22 protein-coding genes are annotated in these 21,281 nt (G+C 54.8%); 7 read left to right on the top strand and 15 right to left on the bottom strand.

Annotated features, from left to right (window positions below):
• Positions 1-78: 78 nt before the first annotated feature.
• Positions 79-864 carry a dihydropteroate synthase gene (gene folP / locus HQL65_11615; GenBank protein MBF0136880.1) on the bottom strand — a complete coding sequence of 262 codons (786 nt, stop codon included), beginning with the start codon at positions 862-864 and terminating at the stop codon, positions 79-81.
• Positions 865-1,238: 374 nt separating this feature from the next.
• Complete coding sequence (gene ftsH, locus HQL65_11610) at positions 1,239-3,368, bottom strand: ATP-dependent zinc metalloprotease FtsH (protein MBF0136879.1); 2,130 nt, start codon at positions 3,366-3,368, stop codon at positions 1,239-1,241.
• A gap of 447 nt (positions 3,369-3,815) precedes the next feature.
• On the opposite strand from ftsH, the gene HQL65_11605 reads away from it, so the two are divergent.
• The 4 genes from HQL65_11605 (at position 3,816) to HQL65_11590 (ending at position 7,435) form a co-directional block, all read left to right on the top strand.
• Positions 3,816-4,067, top strand: a complete 252-nt coding sequence (locus HQL65_11605) for a hypothetical protein (GenBank protein ID MBF0136878.1) — start codon at positions 3,816-3,818, stop codon at positions 4,065-4,067.
• Positions 4,055-4,477, top strand: coding sequence for a type II toxin-antitoxin system VapC family toxin (locus tag HQL65_11600; protein ID MBF0136877.1), 423 nt, complete (start codon positions 4,055-4,057; stop codon positions 4,475-4,477). The genes HQL65_11605 and HQL65_11600 overlap by 13 nt, the downstream gene beginning before the upstream one ends.
• A gap of 567 nt (positions 4,478-5,044) precedes the next feature.
• The gene (locus tag HQL65_11595) at positions 5,045-6,742 is read left to right on the top strand and encodes an SUMF1/EgtB/PvdO family nonheme iron enzyme (GenBank protein MBF0136876.1); all 1,698 of its coding nucleotides are present in this window, start codon (positions 5,045-5,047) and stop codon (positions 6,740-6,742) included.
• 171 nt (positions 6,743-6,913) lie between these two features.
• Positions 6,914-7,435 carry a DUF3782 domain-containing protein gene (locus HQL65_11590; protein ID MBF0136875.1) on the top strand — a complete coding sequence of 174 codons (522 nt, stop codon included), beginning with the start codon at positions 6,914-6,916 and terminating at the stop codon, positions 7,433-7,435.
• On the opposite strand, the gene tilS is transcribed toward HQL65_11590, so the two are convergent.
• The 5 genes from tilS to tolB all read right to left on the bottom strand — a co-directional run bounded on the left by tilS (position 7,432) and on the right by tolB (position 12,198).
• Positions 7,432-8,472: a tRNA lysidine(34) synthetase TilS gene (gene tilS, locus HQL65_11585; protein MBF0136874.1), complete on the bottom strand. Its 1,041-nt coding sequence runs from the start codon at positions 8,470-8,472 to the stop codon at positions 7,432-7,434. The two genes, HQL65_11590 and tilS, sit on opposite strands and share 4 nt — an antisense overlap.
• Positions 8,460-9,164 carry a 7-cyano-7-deazaguanine synthase QueC gene (gene queC / locus HQL65_11580; protein MBF0136873.1) on the bottom strand — a complete coding sequence of 235 codons (705 nt, stop codon included), beginning with the start codon at positions 9,162-9,164 and terminating at the stop codon, positions 8,460-8,462. Before queC ends, tilS begins: the two co-directional genes overlap by 13 nt.
• The gene (gene ybgF / locus HQL65_11575; protein MBF0136872.1) at positions 9,161-10,231 is read right to left on the bottom strand and encodes a tol-pal system protein YbgF; all 1,071 of its coding nucleotides are present in this window, start codon (positions 10,229-10,231) and stop codon (positions 9,161-9,163) included. The genes queC and ybgF overlap by 4 nt, the downstream gene beginning before the upstream one ends.
• 30 nt (positions 10,232-10,261) lie before the next feature.
• Positions 10,262-10,708 (bottom strand): peptidoglycan-associated lipoprotein Pal, encoded by a 447-nt coding sequence (gene pal, locus HQL65_11570; GenBank protein ID MBF0136871.1) that lies wholly within the window; start codon positions 10,706-10,708, stop codon positions 10,262-10,264.
• Between the two features lie 200 nt (positions 10,709-10,908).
• Positions 10,909-12,198, bottom strand: a complete 1,290-nt coding sequence (gene tolB, locus HQL65_11565) for a Tol-Pal system protein TolB (protein ID MBF0136870.1) — start codon at positions 12,196-12,198, stop codon at positions 10,909-10,911.
• On the opposite strand from tolB, the gene HQL65_11560 reads away from it, so the two are divergent.
• Positions 12,197-12,496 carry a hypothetical protein gene (locus HQL65_11560; GenBank protein ID MBF0136869.1) on the top strand — a complete coding sequence of 100 codons (300 nt, stop codon included), beginning with the start codon at positions 12,197-12,199 and terminating at the stop codon, positions 12,494-12,496. The genes tolB and HQL65_11560 overlap by 2 nt on opposite strands.
• 4 nt (positions 12,497-12,500) lie before the next feature.
• On the opposite strand, the gene HQL65_11555 is transcribed toward HQL65_11560, so the two are convergent.
• The 7 genes from HQL65_11555 to HQL65_11525 all read right to left on the bottom strand — a co-directional run bounded on the left by HQL65_11555 (position 12,501) and on the right by HQL65_11525 (position 18,905).
• Entirely contained in the window at positions 12,501-13,925 is a 1,425-nt protein-coding gene (locus HQL65_11555) for a TonB C-terminal domain-containing protein (protein MBF0136868.1), read from the bottom strand.
• 15 nt (positions 13,926-13,940) lie between these two features.
• Positions 13,941-14,354: a biopolymer transporter ExbD gene (locus HQL65_11550; protein ID MBF0136867.1), complete on the bottom strand. Its 414-nt coding sequence runs from the start codon at positions 14,352-14,354 to the stop codon at positions 13,941-13,943.
• Entirely contained in the window at positions 14,354-15,073 is a 720-nt protein-coding gene (gene tolQ / locus HQL65_11545) for a protein TolQ (GenBank protein ID MBF0136866.1), read from the bottom strand. The genes HQL65_11550 and tolQ overlap by 1 nt, the downstream gene beginning before the upstream one ends.
• 311 nt (positions 15,074-15,384) lie before the next feature.
• Complete coding sequence (gene ybgC, locus HQL65_11540; GenBank protein ID MBF0136865.1) at positions 15,385-15,807, bottom strand: tol-pal system-associated acyl-CoA thioesterase; 423 nt, start codon at positions 15,805-15,807, stop codon at positions 15,385-15,387.
• Complete coding sequence (ruvB, locus tag HQL65_11535; protein ID MBF0136864.1) at positions 15,808-16,827, bottom strand: Holliday junction branch migration DNA helicase RuvB; 1,020 nt, start codon at positions 16,825-16,827, stop codon at positions 15,808-15,810.
• 12 nt (positions 16,828-16,839) lie between these two features.
• Positions 16,840-17,733 carry a hypothetical protein gene (locus HQL65_11530; GenBank protein MBF0136863.1) on the bottom strand — a complete coding sequence of 298 codons (894 nt, stop codon included), beginning with the start codon at positions 17,731-17,733 and terminating at the stop codon, positions 16,840-16,842.
• 275 nt (positions 17,734-18,008) lie between these two features.
• A complete protein-coding gene (locus HQL65_11525; protein MBF0136862.1) occupies positions 18,009-18,905 on the bottom strand; it encodes a 4-hydroxy-tetrahydrodipicolinate synthase in 897 nt (298 codons plus the stop codon).
• A 229-nt stretch (positions 18,906-19,134) separates the two neighbouring features.
• Here HQL65_11525 and HQL65_11520 point away from each other — a divergent pair, with 229 nt between their 5' ends.
• Both HQL65_11520 and HQL65_11515 read left to right on the top strand, forming a co-directional pair.
• Complete coding sequence (locus tag HQL65_11520) at positions 19,135-19,572, top strand: hemerythrin domain-containing protein (GenBank protein ID MBF0136861.1); 438 nt, start codon at positions 19,135-19,137, stop codon at positions 19,570-19,572.
• Positions 19,573-19,632: 60 nt separating this feature from the next.
• Entirely contained in the window at positions 19,633-20,682 is a 1,050-nt protein-coding gene (locus HQL65_11515) for a hypothetical protein (GenBank protein ID MBF0136860.1), read from the top strand.
• Positions 20,683-20,721: 39 nt separating this feature from the next.
• Here the strand turns inward: HQL65_11515 and HQL65_11510 are convergent, their stop codons facing one another.
• Positions 20,722-21,129: a hypothetical protein gene (locus HQL65_11510; protein MBF0136859.1), complete on the bottom strand. Its 408-nt coding sequence runs from the start codon at positions 21,127-21,129 to the stop codon at positions 20,722-20,724.
• Between the last annotated feature and the right edge of the window lie 152 nt (positions 21,130-21,281).

Here is a 21,281-nt window from a genome sequence, read left to right as displayed (position 1 = left end):
GCCCTTCCTCCTGGACCTCCATCCCAGTTTTTCATTCGTTTTTTTGAAATTAACAAGCTATTAGACAGCCTCTTACCCCTACCGGGTCGAACGCCAGCCGTGGGCCACGGCCAGGGATTGGTGCGTTCCGGCCACATCATGAACCCTGAGAATGTGGGCACCGGAAAGCATACCCAGGGCTGCCAATACCTGACTGCCCGGATCCCGGGCCGCCGGATGGCTTTCCCCGGTCAACACGCCGACAATCTGTTTGCGCGAAACCCCCAACAACAGGGGAACACCCAGCCCGTAAAATACCCGCAGGTGCCGGATCAATTCCAGATTGTGGCTGGCGGTCTTGCCAAAACCAATGCCCGGATCCACGATCAAACGTTCCAAACCAATGCCGTGTTTCTGGCAAAAATGAATTCTCTGTTCAAGAAAATCGTAGACCTCGGTGACGACATGCCGGTAATGCGGATTGTGCTGCATGGTAAAGGGCAGACCCTGCATGTGCATGAGGACGATGGGATGGGACGTGTGTGCCAGGATCTTGACAGCCTCCGGATCACCCTGGAGAGCCGTGACATCGTTGATCATGGCCGCACCGGCCTCCATGGCGGCAGCCATGACCGAGGCCTTGGACGTGTCCACTGAAATGGGAACATTGACGGCATCGGCCAGGGCGCGGATCACCGGGATCACCCGTTGCAGCTCTTCGGCCTCGGGTATGGGTTTGGCACCGGGACGGGTGGATTCCCCGCCCACATCCAGAATGTGGGCACCGGCATGGGCCAGGGCCATGCCATGGGCCACGGCAGCTTCCGGATCCACATGCAGGCCCCCATCGGAAAACGAGTCGGGTGTGACATTCACCACGCCCATGATCAGGGGACGCGAACAATCCAGAACCCGAAAACCTCCACAATTCCAACGCAAAACGGGACGGCATCGGGCATGTTCCGTCAAGGTTGCGTGCAGGGCCAGGGCCAGTGGCCGGGCCGGCGTCGTTTCCAGATGCCGGATCCAGGCATCCAGTTCCGCCCGCAGCAAACGCCCCACGGCATGACACTCTCCGGCTTGCTTCTGCACCGACATTTTCGGGTGCAGATGGGAGTTCCAAACTTCCGGCCACTCCGGCAGACGCACCAGCCACGGGCAATCCGGATCGGCAATGCCATAATCCGGATCCGGGAACAATGCCCCCGGATTTTCAGTCGGACCATAACCGGCCAAAGGCTCCAGGAGAGTACGCACCGTCATGGTTTTTTGCGCGGTCTCGCACCAGCCGACTTGTCGGCGTCTTCCGCCTCTGCGTCGGTTTCATCACTTGTCTCAGGCTCGCTTTTCAGCACTTTTTTCCGGGATCGCAACCCTGCCGCCTTGACGGTTTCCAGGGGTTCATTCCCTTCCTGATCGACTCTTTTTTCGGGTTCTGCCTCTGCCTCTGGAGGAGGATGTGGCGTTTCCCCTTCTGGCAGGTCCTCGACGGAGGTCTCCCCCTCCTGCCCGGAAGTGCCTTCCACATCATCGGATGGCGGCGATTTGGGAGGACCCTTTTTTTTCAGTCGTACCGTTTTTTTGATTTTGGGCAGGGGTTCTCCCCGGACCAATCTGGCCACTTCCTCGGCGACCAGGGTTTCCCGCTCCAGGAGTGCCGCCGCCATGGCGTGCAGAACATCGATTTTTTCGAGCAGAATATCCTTGGCACGGTTGTAGTTCTCATCGATGATGCGGCGGACTTCCTCGTCAACGGCCTGGGCGGTGAGTTCGGAAATGTTCTTGTGCTGGGTGATTTCCCGTCCCAGAAAAATTTCCTGTTCCTTTTCCCCCACGGTCAGCGGGCCAAGGCGCGCACTCATGCCGTAGGCACAGACCATTTTGCGGGCAATATCCGTGGCGCGCATGATGTCATTGCCGGCTCCGGTGGTGAGCTGGTTCAGGACCATCTCTTCGGCCAGGCGTCCGCCCATCAGGACGGCAATGATGTCTTCCAATTGCTGTTTGGAATAGGAATGGCGATCCTCGGTGGGGAGTTGCATGGTCAAGCCCAGGGCGCGCCCCCGGGGAATGATGGTCACCTTGTGGACCGGGTCGGTATCCGGAATCATGGCGGCGATGATGGCATGGCCGCTTTCGTGGTAGGCCGTGTTGCGGCGTTCTTTTTCGGGGATGATTGCCGATGCGCGGGGTTTGCCCATCAGCACCTTGTCCTTGGCGGTTTCAAAGTCCTCCATGTCCACCACTTTTTTGTCGGTGCGGGCGGCACCCAGGGCGGCTTCGTTGACCAGGTTGGCCAGGTCTGCCCCGGAAAAGCCGGGCGTGCCCCGGGCGATCACTTCCGGATCCACGGATTCGGCCACCGGCACCTTGGCCATGTGGACGTTGAGAATCTGGGTGCGACCCCGGATGTCCGGATTGGGTACGGTGACCTGGCGGTCAAAGCGACCCGGACGCAGCAGGGCCGGATCCAGCACATCGGGGCGGTTGGTGGCCGCCACCAGAATCACCCCTTCGGTCGATTCAAAGCCATCCATTTCCACGAGCAGTTGATTCAGGGTTTGTTCCCGTTCATCGTGGCCGCCGCCCAGACCGGCCCCCCGGTGCCGACCCACGGCATCGATTTCGTCGATGAAAATGATGCAGGGGGCATTTTTCTTGCCCTGTTCGAACATGTCCCGCACCCTGGCGGCACCGACACCCACAAACATTTCCACAAAGTCGGAACCCGACAGGTTGAAAAACGGCACGTTGGCCTCACCGGCGATGGCGCGGGCCAGGAGGGTCTTACCGGTTCCCGGCGGGCCGATCAGCAGGACCCCCTTGGGAATCTTGCCACCCAGACGCTGGAATTTCTGGGGATTCTTCAAAAATTCAATAATTTCTTCCAGCTCTTCCTTGGCTTCGTCAATGCCGGCCACATCGGCAAAAGTCACCTTGTTCTGTTTGTCCGACATCATTTTGGCTTTGGATTTGCCAAACGACATGGCTCCGCGACCGCCTCCCGACTGCATCTGGCGCATGAAAAAGATCCAGACACCGATCAGGAGCAGCATGGGGAACCACGAGATGAGAATCGTCAGCAGGATGGGGGTTTCATCGGGTGGCTTGGAGGTGATGGCGACGTTTTTATCGCGCAGGCGGCGGATCAAATCCGGATCTTCCGGGGTATAAGTGGCAAAAAACCCCCCATCGGTAAAGACGCCAAACAGGTTTTGCCCCTGAATGGTGACTTCCGTGACCCGCCCCTGGTCCACATGACTCAGAAAATCGGAGTATGGAATATGGTGGTCCCGGGTTTTGGGCTGATTGTTGAACAGATTGAACAAAATGATCAACAACAAGCCGATGACCAGCCAAAGAGAGAGACTCTTGTAAAATCCGTTCAAAAAAACCTCCTGCCTGCCATGTCCGGACCCCAGACGTTCAAAGGTATCCGATCCGCCTTTTTCCCCCGACCTGGACCAGGATAGGTATCTCTCTGAAAAAGTTCAATGGTTCCTTTTTCAGATATGAGCATGCACCCTGCAGGGTGAAACGCCTCCTTTCCAATCCTGGTTGCGGCTGCACCGCGCCAAGAGATTGTGATGCAGACCTGTCGTAGTCCCTGCCCTCGCCACTCCACAAAATATATATTGATTCATGATCACTGGTTCAGGAGTCAATTCCCTGATCTCCTGACACCCATCGCCAACAATGACGCGCCAACGACCTTACCCCAGGCGGTGACGAAGCTGGAGTGAAAATGCGGTGGACCATTTTGTTCGTATCAATAAAATGGTCGATGGCAGCCAGAATCGTTCCTGATCCCGGAACCACTGATGGAGGAAAAATCCATGTTGTATGCCATAGAAGATGAAGTCGTCCTGCCCGCCGACGGCAAATTGCCGGAAGCGTTCCATGAGGCCTTCGGACGCAAGGCCAGAATCATCGTGCTGTTGTCGGAACCCGTCGAAAAAACAGAATCTGACCAGGATGACTCGCAACGGTTGATGGCCTTCGCTGGAACCATCGACTGGCCCATGGACGATCCCGTGGCCTGGCAACAGCAACAGCGCCATGAATGGGATCAGTCATGGGATCGCTGAACTTCCTGCTCGACACCAACGCCGTCATCTATTTGCATAAGGGATTATTGAAGGATCCCTTGCCCCCGGGCCGCATGGCGATTTCGTTCATCACCGAAATCGAATTGCGCAGCTTCCCCGGCTTGCTGAGCGAACAGGAAGCCTGGTTGGTGCGTTTCCTCACCAACGTTCAACACATTGGTTTATCGAATGAAATCAAGGAAACTGCCATCAGGTTCCGCCGCATCTATCGACTCAAGATTCCGGATGCTCTCATTGCTGCCAGTGCCACCATCCTTGGCGCGGTATTGCTGACCAATGACGATCAACTGCATAAGGTATCCGGGTTGATCTGCCGTAGATTGGAATTGACCGCCCTGGCACACGGTTCGGAAAAAAACATCGGAATCCTCGCTGTTCCACGTGGGTAGAGTGAAAATGGGCATCATCCATTTGCCCTGTTTGGTGATCCCATGATTCATCGTCAAATTTTATAACCAATTGTTTTTCGGCGAATATTTCAGGATTTCTCTTGCGTGGTTGGCATAAGAAATGTTTATAAATATATTTGAAATCAATATTTCGTAGAGTTTGATTGTGGGTCATGGTGATAGATCAGATCTTGCTTGTGTTTGTGAAACGGCCTAAGCTGCGTCCAGGAGAAGGGGTTTGACCGAAAAGGCCAAGCTGGTCTTTTCACTTGAACCGGGGCAGGTTGAGATATTAACAAGATTGGGAAGTCATGGCAAAGTCTGCGCCCATGCTTCCGACACGTCGAATCTGAATGGGTAGTGAGATCGGAAAATCTGGTTTCTGATTTGCGCGGGGAATGCTGCAAGATTAAAATTATTTAAGACATTAATAATTTTTCATCTTGTCACCTTGAACAGTTTGTGAAATCCAGGTTTGACAGCCTTGTCGGTAAATGTTCATTTGTTCTCTTGAATCCGGGTTGAATCAGGAATTTTTGCAGAGCCATACGCTGAGGAGGCATGTCCATGATCTGGTTGCATGCAAAATATTTGATAGAGGCCGTGGTTTTCATCATGTTGATTTTTCTGCCGGAGAAAGTATTGGCTGAAAAGCGGATGGCTTTGGTGATTGGCAATAATTCCTATCAGGTTATTTTGCCATTGAACAAGGCAGTCAGTGATGCCCAGTCCGTGGGACATGAACTGAAAAAACTCGGTTTTGATGTCATCCTGCGTACAAACGCGAATCGGAAAACCATGAACCGGGCTGTAGATGAGTTTGTAAGTCGTCTCTCCGGAGGAGATGTGGCTGTATTGTTTTATGCTGGTCATGGAATACAATTGGGAGGTACGAATTATCTCCTGCCGGTGGATTTGGATGCAGAACGAGAGAGCGATGTTGTGAACGATGGTCTGGAGCTGAGCAGCATTCTGAACCGGATTGCACAGACACGAGCGAAGTTCAGTATGGCGATTATTGATGCGTGCCGGAACAATCCGTTTCGGAAGAATGGGCGGAATATCAGTACGACTCGGGGCTTGACAACATTGTCAGCACCAAATGGGTTGATGGTGATTTATTCGGCGGGATCGAACGAGGAGGCACTGGATAAATTAAACGATGAGGATCGTGATCAGAATGGGCTGTTTACGCGGGAATTCCTGAAGGTGATACGAAAACCGGGGCTTCGCGTCGATGAAATGGTGAAAGAAGTGCGACTAGAGGTGAAATTGAAAGCTGCCAGTGTAGGACATCAACAAAATCCGGCGTTGTACGATCAGACGGATGGGGATTTTTATTTCCAAACAGCACCAGCAAATCAAACCGAGGCAAACAGATCAGCACCAGGCGGTATGCAATCGGACCGGGAAAGCATTTTGTGGCAATCTGCAGAAAAGGACAATACAGTCAGCGGTTATGAATGGTACTTAAATAAATATCCGCAAGGAGACTATGCTCCTCTGGCGCGAAACCGTCTGGACAAATTGAAAGAAAAATCGGCTGTGTCGGCCGCTGCATCGGTGGATGATAACGTAACGGTGCGGCGTGTACCGGTCTCACCTCCTGAAACATTGACCGGAATGGAGTTCGTACACATACCTGGGGGTTGTTTCAAGATGAGGGGTGGTGCAGGAATTGGTAAAAACAGGTCGGCACAGGATGTCTGTTTGGACGGTTTTGAGATGGGAAAGTATCAGGTGACGCAAGAGCAATGGAGAAAAATTATGAAGAACAACCCCTCTTTCAATGCCTGCGGCGACAAATGTCCGGTGGAGCAGGTATCCTGGAATGATATTGAAGAATTCCTCAAAAAATTGAATATGGATAGAAACAGCAAATACCGTTTGCCAACAGAAGCAGAGTGGGAGTATGCATGCCGGAACAGGGGTAAAACGGAAACGTATTGTAGGGGATTTGATCTTAAAATTTGGTCTAAGGATGTATTTCATCCGACCCGTCCAGTGGGTCAAAAGGATGCAAACGAGTTGGGACTGTACGATATGAGTGGGAGCGTATGGGAATGGGTAGCAGATTGGATCAACAAAAATGATGCCAAGCCATCTCATACCAACTCACAGGAATCTTCAGAAGGATTCTATCGAGTCAAACCAAGTGGTGATCGGGAGATTCCAGCCTATATGCACTCTGTAGACCAAAATGGCTATGATCCTGAATACCGGAGCTTTGATATCGGATTCCGTGTTGTCAGAACCAAACGTTGATTGCTTTATCACTGCTTCCTAAATTTCGGCAGGTTCACATGGATTCGCAGGTTGCAAAACGCATCTTTGCCATGCAGGCTTGATTCTCACATCCTGTTTTGTTCCACGAATAAATATATTCTGGTACCCAGCATGGTAGGGAGAACGCCGTTTACTGTCGGGAGTCCATTCATGCCCCAATCCTTGACCATGGATGATATCTGGAAACTGTTCCAGGAAACCAACCGGTTGTTCCAGGAATCAAAAGTCAGCCTCGAACACGATCTCCACGAAACCAGACGGATTTTGCGGGAAAACAGTGCCGAGACCGAAAGACAAATTCGGGAAAACAGTGCTGAAACCGACCGGAAATTCCAGGAAACCGACCGGAAGTTTCAGGAGACCGACCGGAAGATCAAGGAAGTTTCAAAACAGGTTGGCCAGATGGGAGGACGCTGGGGAGAGTTTGTGGAAGGTCTGGTTGCGCCAGCCTGCAAAACCCTGTTTGCCGAGCGGGGTATCCTGATTCACAAGGTCAGTCCCCGGGTCAAGGCCGAGCTTCCAGGCAATCGTCACATGGAGATTGACCTGCTGGTTTCGAACACCGATTCGGCAGCATTGGTGGAAGTCAAAAGCCGACTGACGTATGACGATGTACGGGATCATTTGCAACGATTGGCCGAGTTCAAGGAATTTTTTCCTGAATTTTTTTAAATATTCTTACGAAAAATCAACCGCTCCCGAACCCGCTGGATGGTCATGCCGCGCACCCGCATGGACCAGTTTTTCTGCTTCAGGTGCAGATGGTGCATGAAGCCGGCCATGGCCCGGGCACCTGGAGGAAAAGGGTCACCGGTCACGGTGGCATGACCGTGTACCAGGGTTCGCCGGATGAATTCGGCAGGCAGTTCGATGAGACGGGCATGGGAGAGGGTCAAGGTGGTCTTTTCCGGGGTTTGCCAATCCAGATCCTGGCGCAGGCGTTGCCAGGTCCACTCCAGGGCCACTTCGGCGTCCTGCAACCGCTCGGCAGTGGTGGCCAGACGGGGAATCGGATCATCGTCCGGGTTGAGTGCGGTCAGGCAGGGAATGGCTTTCAGGCGCAGACGGCTGCGCTGGCGGCGCAGATCCAGGTTGCCGGGATCTTCCCTCCAGGTCAATGAATTGGCCTGCAACCATTGACGCAAAGCCGCACGACGAAAAGTGAGCAGGGGGCGCACCAGGGTGAGGGGGGTTGCCGGAAGCGATTCGGGTCCCGTTTCCGGATTTGAACGCAGGGGACGAACCGCAGCCATGCAACCCAGGCCACGGACACCACTGCCGCGCAGCAATCTTTCCAGAAAGGTTTCGGCCTGATCATCCTGTTGATGGCCGGTCAATATGGCTTTTGCCCCGGTGCGGTGGGCGGTTTGTTCCAGAAAATGATAGCGGGCCAGACGGGCACGTTCCGGGAGATTTCCCACGGCCAACGGTTCCTGCCAGCGTTCGACACAAAATGGGAGTTGCAGGCAGGTCGCGGCATCGCCGACAAAACGGGCATCATCGCCGGAGGTGGGGCGCAAGGCATGGTCAAAATGGGCCACGACACAGGCATGCCGACCGGGCAAACCCGACCGGACCAGCAGATGCAGCAGGGCCATGGAATCCGGCCCGCCGGAGACTGCCACAACCAGACCTCCCCCATCCGGCAGCAAAGGAGTGATCACAGCTCGAAAACGGGTCAGCAGAGGATCGCAGCTCACGGCTGGCAAGAGGCGGCAAGTGCCTGATAGGGAGCCGGATCTGGCACACCTGCCTCCTGGAATGCCTTCAGACGCAACCGGCAGGCGTCACACAAACGACAGCCACGTCCTTCCAGATCGGGATCGTAGCAGGAGCGCGTCACGGAAAGATCAACCCCCAGATCCAAACCCTTTTGAATAATAGCCACTTTTGACAAATGCAACAAGGGGGCATGGATGCGAAAGGCATGCCCGGTAACCCCTTCCCGGGTGGCCAGATTGGCCAAGCGTTCAAAGGCATCGATAAAAGCCGGGCGACAATCCGGATAGCCGGAATAATCCACGGCATTGACCCCAATGAAAATATCCTGGGCACCCAGGGATTCGGCCCAGCCCAGGGCCAGGGCCAGAAAGATGGTATTGCGGGCCGGCACGTAGGTGACCGGAATTCCGGCACCGAGACCGGTTTTGGGTACGGAAAATTCCGAAGAGGTCAGAGCCGACCCCCCCATGGCTCCCAGATCAACGTTCAGAATCAGGTGTTTTTGAACCTGTTGCCGGAGTGCCACATCACGGGATGCCTGGATTTCGGTCAGATGCCGCTGGCCGTATTGCAGGGTCAGGGCACAGGGTTCAAAGCCACTGTTTTTTGCGAGGGCCAGACAAATGGCTGAATCAAGCCCGCCCGAAAGCAGGACGACGGCTTTCCCCGGGCTACTCACGTTCCCTCTTTTTTCCCTTGCGGAGGCTGTCCCTTCAATTGGGTATCGATCATTTTGAGGCGCTTGCGGGCATCGTTCAGGGTCGGGGATCCGGGAAATTCCTTGATGAGGCGGTTCAGAATATCGCGGGATTTGGCCCACTCTTCCAGTTCGTACAGGGAAAAACCCATTTTGAGCAGGCAGGCAGGGACGATATCATTTTTTGGCCAGCGCATGAGAACCTGGTTGAACTCCTGCAGGGCCTCCCGGAACTGCCGCTGAACATAGTGGGTCTCGCCGATCCAATACTGGGCCTTGGGGGCTTTTTCATCCTCGGGGAACCATTTGAGGAAATTCCGGAAACCGGTTCCGGCGAGGGTGTACTGGCCGCTGCGCAGGTTGAGGAAGGCCTCTTTGTAGGCCTGATCTGCCGAGGCCGGTTTTTGCCCGGAAATTTTGGGTGAAGCTGCGGCTGGCAACCGGGCTGCGACCAGTTGTGCCGCAGTGGAAGATGCAGCCGCAGGAGGAACCGCCTGGACGGCGACCGGTTTGGCCGTTTCGGTTTTGGCCGGTGCTGGGGTGGCCGCAGTCGTGACGGGATGTGGTGGCGCAGATGCGGGATCTGTGGCAGAAACCACGGCCCCGGGTTCGATTTCCACGCCGGTTGCCGGCTGCATGGCTGCCGGCTGCATGGTTGCCGGCAGCGAAGGCTGGACAGGTCTTTGGTTCAGGCTGGCAACCTGCTCCAGCAACTGACGATTGGTATGCCGGGCAACTTCCAGATCTCCCCGCAGGGTATTCAGCTCTTTTTCCATCAGTTCGAAACGCTTGAGCATTTCCGTGCTGCCAACCCGGTTGTTCTCGGCAGAGCGGCTCAATTCCGTCACGGTTTTGGTCAGGCGTTTGACTTCCTTGTCCAGGGGAGGGGGAGCTTCCTGAGAGATTTCTTCGGTGCGGATCGGGGCAGGTCCTGCCGCTGGCGGGGGGGCACCACACCCCGCCAGCAGTAACAGAGAGACCAGGGAAAGACGGGGAAAGAACCCTTCCGAAAATGGCCAGGACATGTTCCAAGGGTGATATTCAGCCATGGTCACCTTCCCCTTCCCCGGAATGAGGCGTTATTGGGCACGCAGTTCTGCCCGGCGATTTTTGGCCCAGGCAAATTCGTCATGTCCGTAAACCAGAGGCCGTTCCTTGCCATAGGAGACGGTCCGGATGCGATACCAATCGACTCCCTGGGAGGAGAGGAATTGTTTGACGGAATCGGCGCGTTTTTGTCCCAGGGCGAGGTTGTATTCACGGGTCCCGCGTTCGTCGCAATGGCCTTCGATGACCACTTCCTTGGGATTTTTGGCCTTGATCCATTGTGCATTCGAGGTCAGGGTACGACCGCTTTCCGGGGTGATGGAGGCGCTGTTGAAATCAAAGTAGATCCGGTGTTCGGGTTCGCCACCGGCACCGCCGCGACCACCCATACCGCCGGCACCATCAAAACCGGCACTGTCACCACCGGCTCCGCCGCCGGCACGATCAAGATCGGACCCGCTGCCACCCAGGCGATCCATGCCTGCTCCGACGCCGCCCGGACCGCCACCGGGGCCGCCCAGTTCGCTGCTGCCGCCGGGGCCGGATTCCGGTCCGTTTTTCGGTGTTGAACCGCACCCTGTCAAAAGGCCGAGTGTCAGCAGGCCTGCGATCAGAATTCCAGTGTGCTTCATGCGACTTATCTCCCTGACAAAAATGTCCATTATGTGCGGGTGGCCTGTCAGCGAATCAGGGGGGACCAGGAAGGGTCGGATCCACCCAGACTATCCCCGACAGGTACTGCCTGTTCATTATGACCTGTGAGATCGATGGTGTAAAGTCGTGTCAAATCCCCTGACTGTCGGGAGAAGAGAATGACACGGCCATTGGGTGACCAGGTGGGAGATTCGTCCATCCACGAATTGGTCAGGGTACGGGAACGATTGCCGGAGGGATCGGTGACCGCAATCCGGAAATGTCCATCTCCTCCTTTGACGTAGGTGATCAGGTCACCACGCGGCGACCAGGCCGGGGCCGAGTTGTAACGTCCCTCGAACGTGATCCGCCGGACATTGGAGCCGTCCACGTTCATGGTATAAATCTGCGGTGAACCGGCCCGGTCGGAATTGAACACGATACGGCGACCATCCGGGGACCACGAGGGGGAGGTATCGATGGCATTGTCGTGCGTCAGGCGGGCCAGATTGTTGGTTTGCAGATCCTTGACGTAGATTTCGGCATTGCCATCCTTGGTCAGGGTCATGGCCATGTAGCGCCCATCCGGCGACCAGGAGGGGGCGCTGTTGAGTCCCGGATATTCACCCTGCTGGATGCGTTTTCCCTGATAGATCAACCAGCGAAAAATGCGTGGCTGGTTGGTCTCGTAGGAAATGTAAAACAGATTTTCCCCATTCGGAGAAAAACGGGGCGTCAGGACCAGATGGTTGGCATCGTAGGTCAGATCCAGGCGGTTGGCACCATCCTGGTCCATCATGGCCAGCCACTTGTGACGGCCTTTCTGGGCAATGAAGGCGATGCGGGACGAAAAATATCCGCTCTCCCCGGTCAGACGGGAGTAGATTTCATCCGATATGCGATGCGCCAGATGGCGTATGTCCTTGAGGGGAGCCGAAAACCGTTTCCCCTTGCCGAACAGCTTGCCCTGAAAGGTATCGTACAGAAAAAAGGATGCGGTCAATTCATCCCCGTTTTGTTGAATGGCTCCAGAGAGAATGGCTTCCGCATTCAGTTGCCGCCAGACCCGATAGTTGGGACCGGATTGCCACAGGGTGGCGGAATCCTGCATGAAGGCACGGGGATCGATGGCCCGGAACAGACCGGAACGTTCAAGATCCGAGGTGATCACCCCGACAAGCTGTTGCCCCAGACGATTGCCCGCCATGAATTCGCCCCGCGAACTCAGATCGACGAAGGGAGGCAGGGCAATGGGCATGCGCTTCAAGCCCGCCTCCCGAATGTCGATGACGAGTTCTGCATGGAGCGGTGCGGCCAGGACCAGCAAGACCAGCATGACCGGTACAACCAGCCATGCCATCCCGGCCCGTCGGACACTGTTTCGCCCCAGTCGCATGCAATCCACAACACGCATGATCGGCAGACTGGAAGAGTGTCTGATTGTCTGGAGTGACTTCAAGTCCATCATCAAAACCTCGCAAATATTGTTACGGTGTCACTGCAACGCCACCGGGCAGAAAACAGTGCCGGCTGAAAAACCCGCTTACGATCTCCAAGAGGCTGTCTATCAACCCTCGGATAAAAAAAATGGATTCGTTTTTTTTGAAATCAACATGTTATTAGACAGCCTCTAACTGGTCAGAAAACATCACTGGCTCGAAACACGAATACAATTTCCAGACACTCCTGACACCCCTGGGGCGGCACGGGCAGATCAGGGGCTTTGTGAATGGCCGTCATCACAGAGCGGTCAAACGCCTCCGCACCTGAAGAACGAACGATCACTGGGCCGTACAGGCGTCCATCCGGGGCCACCTTGGCGCGGACGGTGACGGCCAACTGGGCTTCGTTCAGCATGCCGGTTGGCTTGGTCCAACTGGTTCGAACCTTGTATTCCACATTCCTCTTGTAGGTCTCCACCTGCAGGCGGCTGACCTGCTGACCCTGCACGGGGGCCTGGGCCTGGGTCTGCTGCTGGGCCGACTGCTGGGCCGGCTTCTGGACCTGGGCCGGGGCACGCTCCGGCGTCGGCGGCGCAAGCGCCGGTGGCGGTTCTTTGGTCGTGGTCCCGGCAAAATCGTCCTGGATCATCCTGGTGATGTCAGACCATTGTGGTTCGTTCTTTTTCTTTTTTTCCAGTTCCGCTTTTTCCTTTGCCTTTCTGATTTCTTCCTCTTCTTTTTCTTTCTTCGCATGGGCCTCTTTGGCTTTCCGGATCTCTTCCTCTTTCTTCGCCTGGGCCTCTTTGGCTTTCCGGATCTCTTCCTCTTTCTTCGCCTGGGCCTCTTTGGCTTTCCGGATCTCTTCCTCTTTCTTCGCCTGGGCCTCCTTGGCCTTCTTGATCTCTTCCTCTTTCTTCGCCTGGGCCTCCCTGGCCTTTTTCTCCTGGGCTTCCTTTTCCTTCTTGATGAGCGACTCTTTCTCTTTCAGGGCCAGTTCAGCCTTCAGGGCCAGGTCAGCCTTTTCTTTTTCCTTTTTGATTTGAGCTTCTTTCAGGGCCAGATTGGCTTTTTCCTTCTCTTTTTCCTTTTTGGCCTGCGCTTCCTTCAGGGCCTGATCGGCCTTCTCTTTTTCCTTGATTTTGGCCTCTTCAATTTTGACCGCTTTGGGTGGTTCCGGCTTCGGTGGCTCCGGCTTCGGTGGTTCCGGCTTCGGTGGCTCCGGCTTCGGTGGCTCCGGCTTCGGCGGCTCCGGCTTCGGTGGCTCCGGCTTCGGCGGCTCCGGCTTCGGCGGCTCTTTTTTGGGCGGCTCTTTTTTGGGCGGTTCCGGTTTCGGAGGTTCCGGTTTGGGATCCTGCCGGGCTGACTCCCTGGTTGCTGGCGGTGGTGGCGGAGCAGAGTGATCCGGCTGCGGCTCGGAATGCCTGGGTGGTTCCGGCGTGTTTTTCTGGGTCGGTTTGGCTGCCAGAGTCTCCGGTTTCACCTTGGGGGCCTGGATCAAATTGACGGTCATCGGCTTGCTGGAAATCTCCCTGGGAGGAGAAGGCTGTGGCATGAAAAATATAAGAACAAGGGCCACGATATGCGCGGCGATGGACCATAACAGGGAGTCTTTGGATACCATGGACCTGGATCCAGGCTACCGAGGTTCGGTTATGAAACCGATTTCGGTGACACCGGCCTGTTGCATTTCAACCAAAACGCGCGCAACAGCCCCGTAATTGGCCCGCTGGTCACCCCGGACATAGACGGGCAGACGCGGATTGGCCAGTTTGACGGCCCGGATGCGCACAGACAACTGCTCCATGCTCACCATCTGGCCTTCAATGGAGGGGGTGCCGTTGGCCGTGACCGTAATCACCATGGGTTCCTGATCCGAACTCATGGGATTGGCCTGGGCTTCGGGCAATTCCACTTCCACTCCCTGGCTCATCAATGGGGCTGCCACCATGAAAATGATCAACAGCACCAGCATGATGTCAACCAGCGGGGTGACATTGATATCGCTCATGGGACCGTGACGGCCCGAGCCCATGGAGGCTCCCATACCCATCAGGCGCTCCTTCTCATGCGGGCAACCCGCCGTTCGATGATGTTGAGAAATTCGGCACCGAAGTTGTCCATCTTCTGGTTGAGACGGCGCAATTCGGCAGAGTAATTGTTGAAGGCAATCACCGCCGGAATGGCAGCCACCAGGCCCATGGCCGTGGCAATCAGGGCCTCGGCAATGCCGGGAGCCACCATGGTCAGGGTCGTGGTCTTGGCCCCGGCCAGACCACGGAAGGCGTTCATGATGCCCCACACGGTACCAAACAGACCGATGAACGGACTCGTGGAACCCACAGTGGCCAGAAAGGTCAAACCCCGTTCCAGTTGATCAATCTCCCGGTTCAGGGCCACGGTCATCGCCCGGCGCACGCTGGAAACCAGATCCCCGGTTTCGCTGGCATCCCGGGCCGCGCCGCCGGTCCGTTCGCCGCTTTCCCAGCGCTTCCACTCCCGGAATCCGGTGGTAAACATGGTGACAATCGGGCAGTCCGGCCACTCCTGCGAGGCCGTCTGATAAAACGCCGTCACATTGCCACCACTCCAGAACCGTTCCTCAAACTCGTCCGACTCCCGGGTGATGCGGCGAAAGCGTCGCCATTTGTCAAAAATCATGGCCCAGGAGACGAGGGACGCTCCCAAAAGACCCAGCATGACCAGTTTCACCAGCAATCCGGCCTGCATGACCAGATCCCAAATGCTATGGGTAGCCAGGGCTTCGTTCATCATGGCAATTCTTTCCCTTCCATGGGGGTTGTGTTGTTCCCTGCGGCCCGTTCCGTGCCTGGGTGTGATCTACCGCATTTTTTATGCCAAAATCAAAATATATCTTCTCAAAAAGGTTCCGTACTGCCGCATGTCCAGCCCTTCTTCAGCCTCCTGCTCTCATCTTCAGCCTTCAGACCCTGCCATTCTATCTCATTCGGGGTGCCAAAAGCGATGCATCTTGAGGAGGAAGGGCAAAGCCGCTTCCTCCTGAACCTCCATCCTGGTTTTTCAAACGTTTCGAATGGGAAGGCTGAACAGTTACCGTTATTTCATGGAGAGGGCTGAATCGTTACTTCTGGAGAAAGAATGCCGCCGGGGATCCGTTGCGGACGAAACCGGGCATCGATGCAGGCAATACGGACAGTGGCCCGGATCAGGGTTGACTGGTCCGCCGGACGCAAAATTTCCTGCTCAAGATGAATGCTGGCGCGTCGGAGCGTTGACAGCCGGGTGGTGACCGTCAATAAATCGTCCAGGCGTGCCGGTCCCAGAAAGGCAATTTCCATGTGCGCCACAGCAAATTGCAGACCGGTCTCCCGAAAAAAGCGCTGCTGGTCGATCCCCAGGGAACGCAACCACTCCGTGCGGCAGCGTTCCATGAATTGCAGATAATTGGCATGGTAGACCACTCCGGCGGCGTCGGTATCCTCATAGTAGACCCGCACGGGCCATTGAAACGGTGTCGCAGTCATTTACAGCAGGCTCCCCTGTTGCGGGTGACCCAGGTGGGTGAAAGCCGCCGCAGTGGCACGACGACCACGTGGCGTGCGATCCAAAAACCCTTCCTGGAGCAGATAAGGTTCGATGACATCTTCGATGGTATCCCGCTCTTCACCGATGGCCGCAGAGAGGGTATCCAGTCCCACGGGACCACCGCCAAATTTGGTGATGATGGTGTGCAGGAGCTTGCGATCCATGCCGTCCAACCCTTTGGCATCCACCTCCAGTAACCAAAGGGCGCGGTCGGCCATGGCACGATCAATCTGGCCACTGCCCAATACCTGGGCAAAATCGCGGACTCGCCGCAGCAGACGCAGGGCAATGCGGGGTGTTCCCCGTGCCCGCCGGGCAATCTCTTCGGCACCATCCACCGTGACAGGCACCTGCAACAGGGTGGCACCCCGTTGCACGATCCGGGTCAGCTCGGCGGCGGAATAAAACTCCATGCGGCCCAGAATTCCAAAACGATCCCGCAAGGGACTGGTCAGCATGCCGGCCCGGGTGGTGGCTCCGGCCAGGGTGAAGCGGGGGAGATCGATCCGGACCGAACGGGCCGAAGGCCCCTCCCCGATCATGATGTCCAACTGAAAATCCTCCATGGCCGGATAGAGAATTTCTTCCACAGCCGGATTCAGGCGATGGATTTCATCCACAAACAGCACATCGCCCTGGTTCAGATTGGTCAGCAAGGCCGCCAGATCCCCGGCCTTGACGATCACCGGTCCCGAAGTGGCCCGCAGGTTGGCCCCCATTTCGGCGGCCAGTATCTGCGCCAGGGTTGTCTTGCCCAGACCAGGTGGTCCAAACAGCAACACATGGTCCAGGGATTCCGACCGCTCCCGGGCAGCGGTCAGGAATACCCGGAGATTGTTTTTCAACTTTTCCTGCCCGATGAACTCTTCCAGGCGGCGCGGACGCAGGGTGCTTTCGCCACTGACCTCCCCGGTCTCGGGTTGGGCGGAGATCAGGCGTTCTGGAAGTTCGGAATCCATAATATGTCATGCTCACGGAAGAGACCGCTGCGGTTTGAGGGAGCGCAGATAGTTGATCAGGCCGACCCGATACTCGGCTTTGGGAATGCCGTCGAACAACATTTTCGTGCCGGGTATGAATGTCTTGGGCGCTGCCAGGAAAAGATACAGACTCTGTTCGTCCCAGACCAGTTTTTGCCCGGTTTTTTGCAGAAAGGGAACCGAATAGCAGTAGCCATTGACCCATCCGGCCGTGCGTCCCACCACACCCCACAGATGGGGACCGACCAGATTGCGTTGCCGGTCGGTCAGGTCGTGACAGGCACGGCATTTTTCCGCCTCGTGAATGCCGATTTCCATCAAATCCGCCTGGTTCCCTTCCAGGCTGGCCTCGGCTTCGCCCGGAACGTTCGCTGTCGGTGCCGGTGACCTGGAAGGTGTCGAGGCCCCGGCTGAAGCGGCCGCCTTGCCATCCGTCAGGGTCAACAGGTAAAGCAGCAGGTCACGACGCTCCCGGGGATTGCCCACGCTGGAATGTTTCATCAACGTGTCCGGATGCAGGGCACGCGGATGGGTCAGAAAACGGCTCAGGGCACCTTCGGTCCAGACCAGACAATTTTGTCCGACGATGGCCAGAAATTCCCCGGAATAGGCAAATCCCGGATAACGTCCCGCCGGCTGGTCGATGATGCCCCAGAGGGGAGGGCCATTCCGGCTCGGGTGCCGTCGCGGGGAGAGGTCATGGCAACCGATGCAGGCCAAGGCAACCTGCCTGCCACGCACCAGAAAAGCATCCCGGTCGGCAACAGAAACAGTTTTATGACTCCTTTGCCCATGATCTTCAAACAACTGTGCCAACAAAAAACAGGCACCCACGGCCACCAGAGTGACCGCCAGACCGATGCCCGATAATCGACGATAATTCACAGAAAAAATGTAACTATTCAGCCCCCCTGTTTTAGTAAACGTTTGAAAAACTGGGAAGGAGGTCCAGGAGGAAGGGCTGTGCCCTTCCTCTTGGCGGGGTTTGGGGCGGAGCCCCAACAAAGTCTTCCATGTCAAATCCTTTTAATGAAGGGGTTCTGAATAGTTACGAAAAAATCACGGATATGTCTGCTTTGGGGCTGAAGCCCCGGACCACACCGGGGGGAAAGGCTTCAGAAGCCCACTTCCCCCCGGATTTCCATGCCGGCCTTTGCCTGTCAGTTGATGAACGGGGCAACCTGTTCAAACAGGCCCAGGTTGCGCAAAATGCGTTGCAAAGGTTCCCGGTGATTTTCAGACATGGGTGTCAGTGGCAACCGGATTTCAGGTCCGCTCAATCCCAGCATATGGGCGGCTGCCTTGATTGGAATCGGGTTGGTTTCACAGAACAGTTTCTGGTTGAGGGGCAGCAGGGCATCGTGTTCCCGGAGGGACTCCTTGCTGGCACCAGCCCGCCAGTGTTTGTAGATGGCCACCATGCGACCCGGGGCCACGTTCGCCGACACCGAAATGACCCCTCTTCCACCAATGGCCAGGAAAGGCATGAAGGTGGCATCATCACCCGACAACAGGGCAATCTTGTCGCCGCACAGGGCACGAATGGTCGAAGCGCGTTCCATGTTGGCGGTGGCCTCCTTGACGGCAACGATGTTCGGCAGTTCCGCCAGACGGGCCACGGTTTCGGCCTGCATGTCCACCGCCGTGCGACCCGGCACATTGTACAGCACCAGGGGAATGTCCACGGCCTCGGCCACGGCACGATAGTGGGCCACCAGACCATTCTGGGTGGGTTTGTTGTAGTAGGGGGTGATGAGCAGTGCGCCACTGGCCCCCGCTTCACGGGCAAAGCGGGTCAGGTTGATGGACTCCGTCGTGGAGTTGGAACCGGTCCCGGCAATGACCGGCACGCGCCCGTTGACATATTCCAGGCAGAGACGAATCACCTCCCGATGCTCGTCGTGGGAGAGGGTCGCCGATTCACCGGTGGTTCCACAGGGAACGATGCCTTGGACACCCTGGCTGATCTGATACTCGATCAGACGCCGCATGGACTGGCCGTCCACACGACCGTCCCGAAAAGGGGTGATCAAGGCGCAAATAACGCCTTCGAACATGATGTGACCTCGGTTTGCTCATTAACGTTTTCTTCGGGGAGGCCCCTCCCCAAGTCACCCGCTACCCTAACGGAAACCCCACGGTGCCACAAGGTATCCCCCGTTGCCCCGACAGAAAGAGAAATGGATTTATATCCTGAAATGGAGTACACTGAAAAAGAGCCTGAGAGCGCAAAGACAGACCAGGAGCCATTCAAAACCATCCCGCAAACCATTGCCGAGTCAGCCCATGAAATATCAATTTTTGCCAGAAAGAATCCTCCTCGGACATCCGGAAATTGATTTTCAACACGAAATGCTCTTTTTCGTCATGACGGGGCTGCAACGTCTGGTCAAAAAAAGCGGCGGACGTGACGAGGGCATCGATTTTGCGCATCTCGAAAGCATTTTCAAACTGATCGAGGATTATACAGCCACGCACTTTGCCTACGAAGAAGAGCTGATGCAAACATCGCATTATCAAGACGTGTCAAATCATGCCATGGAGCATCGCCAGTTTGAAAATACCATGATCGAATTTGCAGAAAAGTTTGTAACGCTTGACGACAATCTGGAAAGAGTCGTCCTCGCCAAGCGGATTCTGGATTTTCTCTACGAATGGGTCAATACCCATATCGCCTTGTCCGACCGCCGGTTTTTCCAGACCATGCCAGACCGGAAAACATGAAAAATACCGAAGCAACCTGTGTCCAAAAACATATGCCCCTTTGATTGCAAAGGGGCAACCATGCAACCTGTAAAAATGTGCATTCCTGGGAAATACTGGGATTCATTTATTTATAAGGGCCGCATCTATCTTTTCGGGATCAATGGCGATATTCGGTCTTTGGACTGGGATAGATTGATATTTTCATGGCGGATTCCTGAAAAAATAAAAATTGCTTTTGAATGCGCATTTCAAAGAAGCGATTATTTATATTCTGGAGAAGTTCAAAATTTATTGAATGATCAGGAAATTAAATTAATTGTGGAGAAAAAATGGGATGGCCCGGTTCTTGGTCTGTCTGCCGCTTATGGCGCATTGGCCATGGCGGCTGGTTCCGAAGGATTGTATGAATTCGATCTCAATCTTCGATTTGGAGCCATCGATCATCTATTTTGTGCAATCGATTTTGATAAAAAAAACCCTCACCAGCTTTCCAGCACCGTTTGTCGGGATTGCGGTTGGGCCTACTGGAGCGTTTTTGCCTCATCGGATACATCAGGTTATCTGGCTGAGTTCAGTAAACATAACGACAACAATACCTACGACAGAGAAGCCGAACGACATTTTGAACGGGTAGAAAATGCCCCACGAATTTTTGGTTCCGATGGGTTTTGTTGGGGTGTACAGGATAAACTTTGCCAGGCTGTACCCAATGCCATCAAGGTCGTCAAATACAGCCCCTGGGAAGAAGATCCAAAAAGTCGTATTCATCATGTGGGAATGGTCAACTTTGCATCCTGGCAAGGTTCTGTCATTTCAGCCAGTACAGCCAGCTTTGGCATGGTTGTTGAGCTTGAAAATGCCATCGTCGTATTTCCAAGCCATGGCCAGGAAATTACCCTGCCGGGTGAACCCATCAATTGGCGAATATTTCCCCGCTCGAAACATTATGAAAATCAACTTCACATCATATATGATGATCATCTGGAAATACTTTCCTTCAATCAAGATTATCTAGTCAACCAGGAAGACAATATTTCAGGAATATCCATATTTTCCCAACAAAAACGTAACAAAAATTTAATGTTTCGAAAAGAAAATAACGAACTCTCAATGAGTTTTTCGATTTAATAAAAACAATGCGGAAAATTCTTTGGGTACAAAAACGATCTATTCCTTTTCCAAAATAGTGCCCATCCAACCAAGCATGAAATGAGTGAATGGAAACAACATTAAACCCAACAAGCACGATATTGTTGCAATCAACACGAAAAAACCAGTCGTTTCCCAAAAACCATCAAGCCTTTGAAATTCTTTCATATATACGTATAATCCTATCAGTGATGGTATCGCTCCAATAATGCCTGAAATAACTGTACAGATTTTGCAGTTTTGCATGATCTTTTGCGGTTCTTCTTCCTGTGGTATCTGGGGTACGGGTTCGTGTCTTGCACAGTATTTTTCACTTGCCATTCCGATAAAAAACCGGTCACAAGTAACACACTTTTTTTCTAGTGGAACTTGCCGAGATAGAGTGTTTTCTCTGTTTGTTTCTGTTGGTAATGGATTTGATTCCATTTTTGAAGGTCTCCATCATCGATGCGGCGCAAAACGAACTGTCACACATTTGCCAAAATGAGCCGTTCCTTCGGAATCTGGTCCGTCACATCCAATGACTTCAACGTTATTCAAGTCTCCCAGGTTACCGCATACCCCCAATCTTCGACACA

It is taken from the genome of Magnetococcales bacterium (assembly GCA_015228935.1).
Classification (GTDB): domain Bacteria; phylum Pseudomonadota; class Magnetococcia; order Magnetococcales; family DC0425bin3; genus HA3dbin3.
This window is presented reverse-complemented; position numbering and strand designations above follow the sequence as displayed.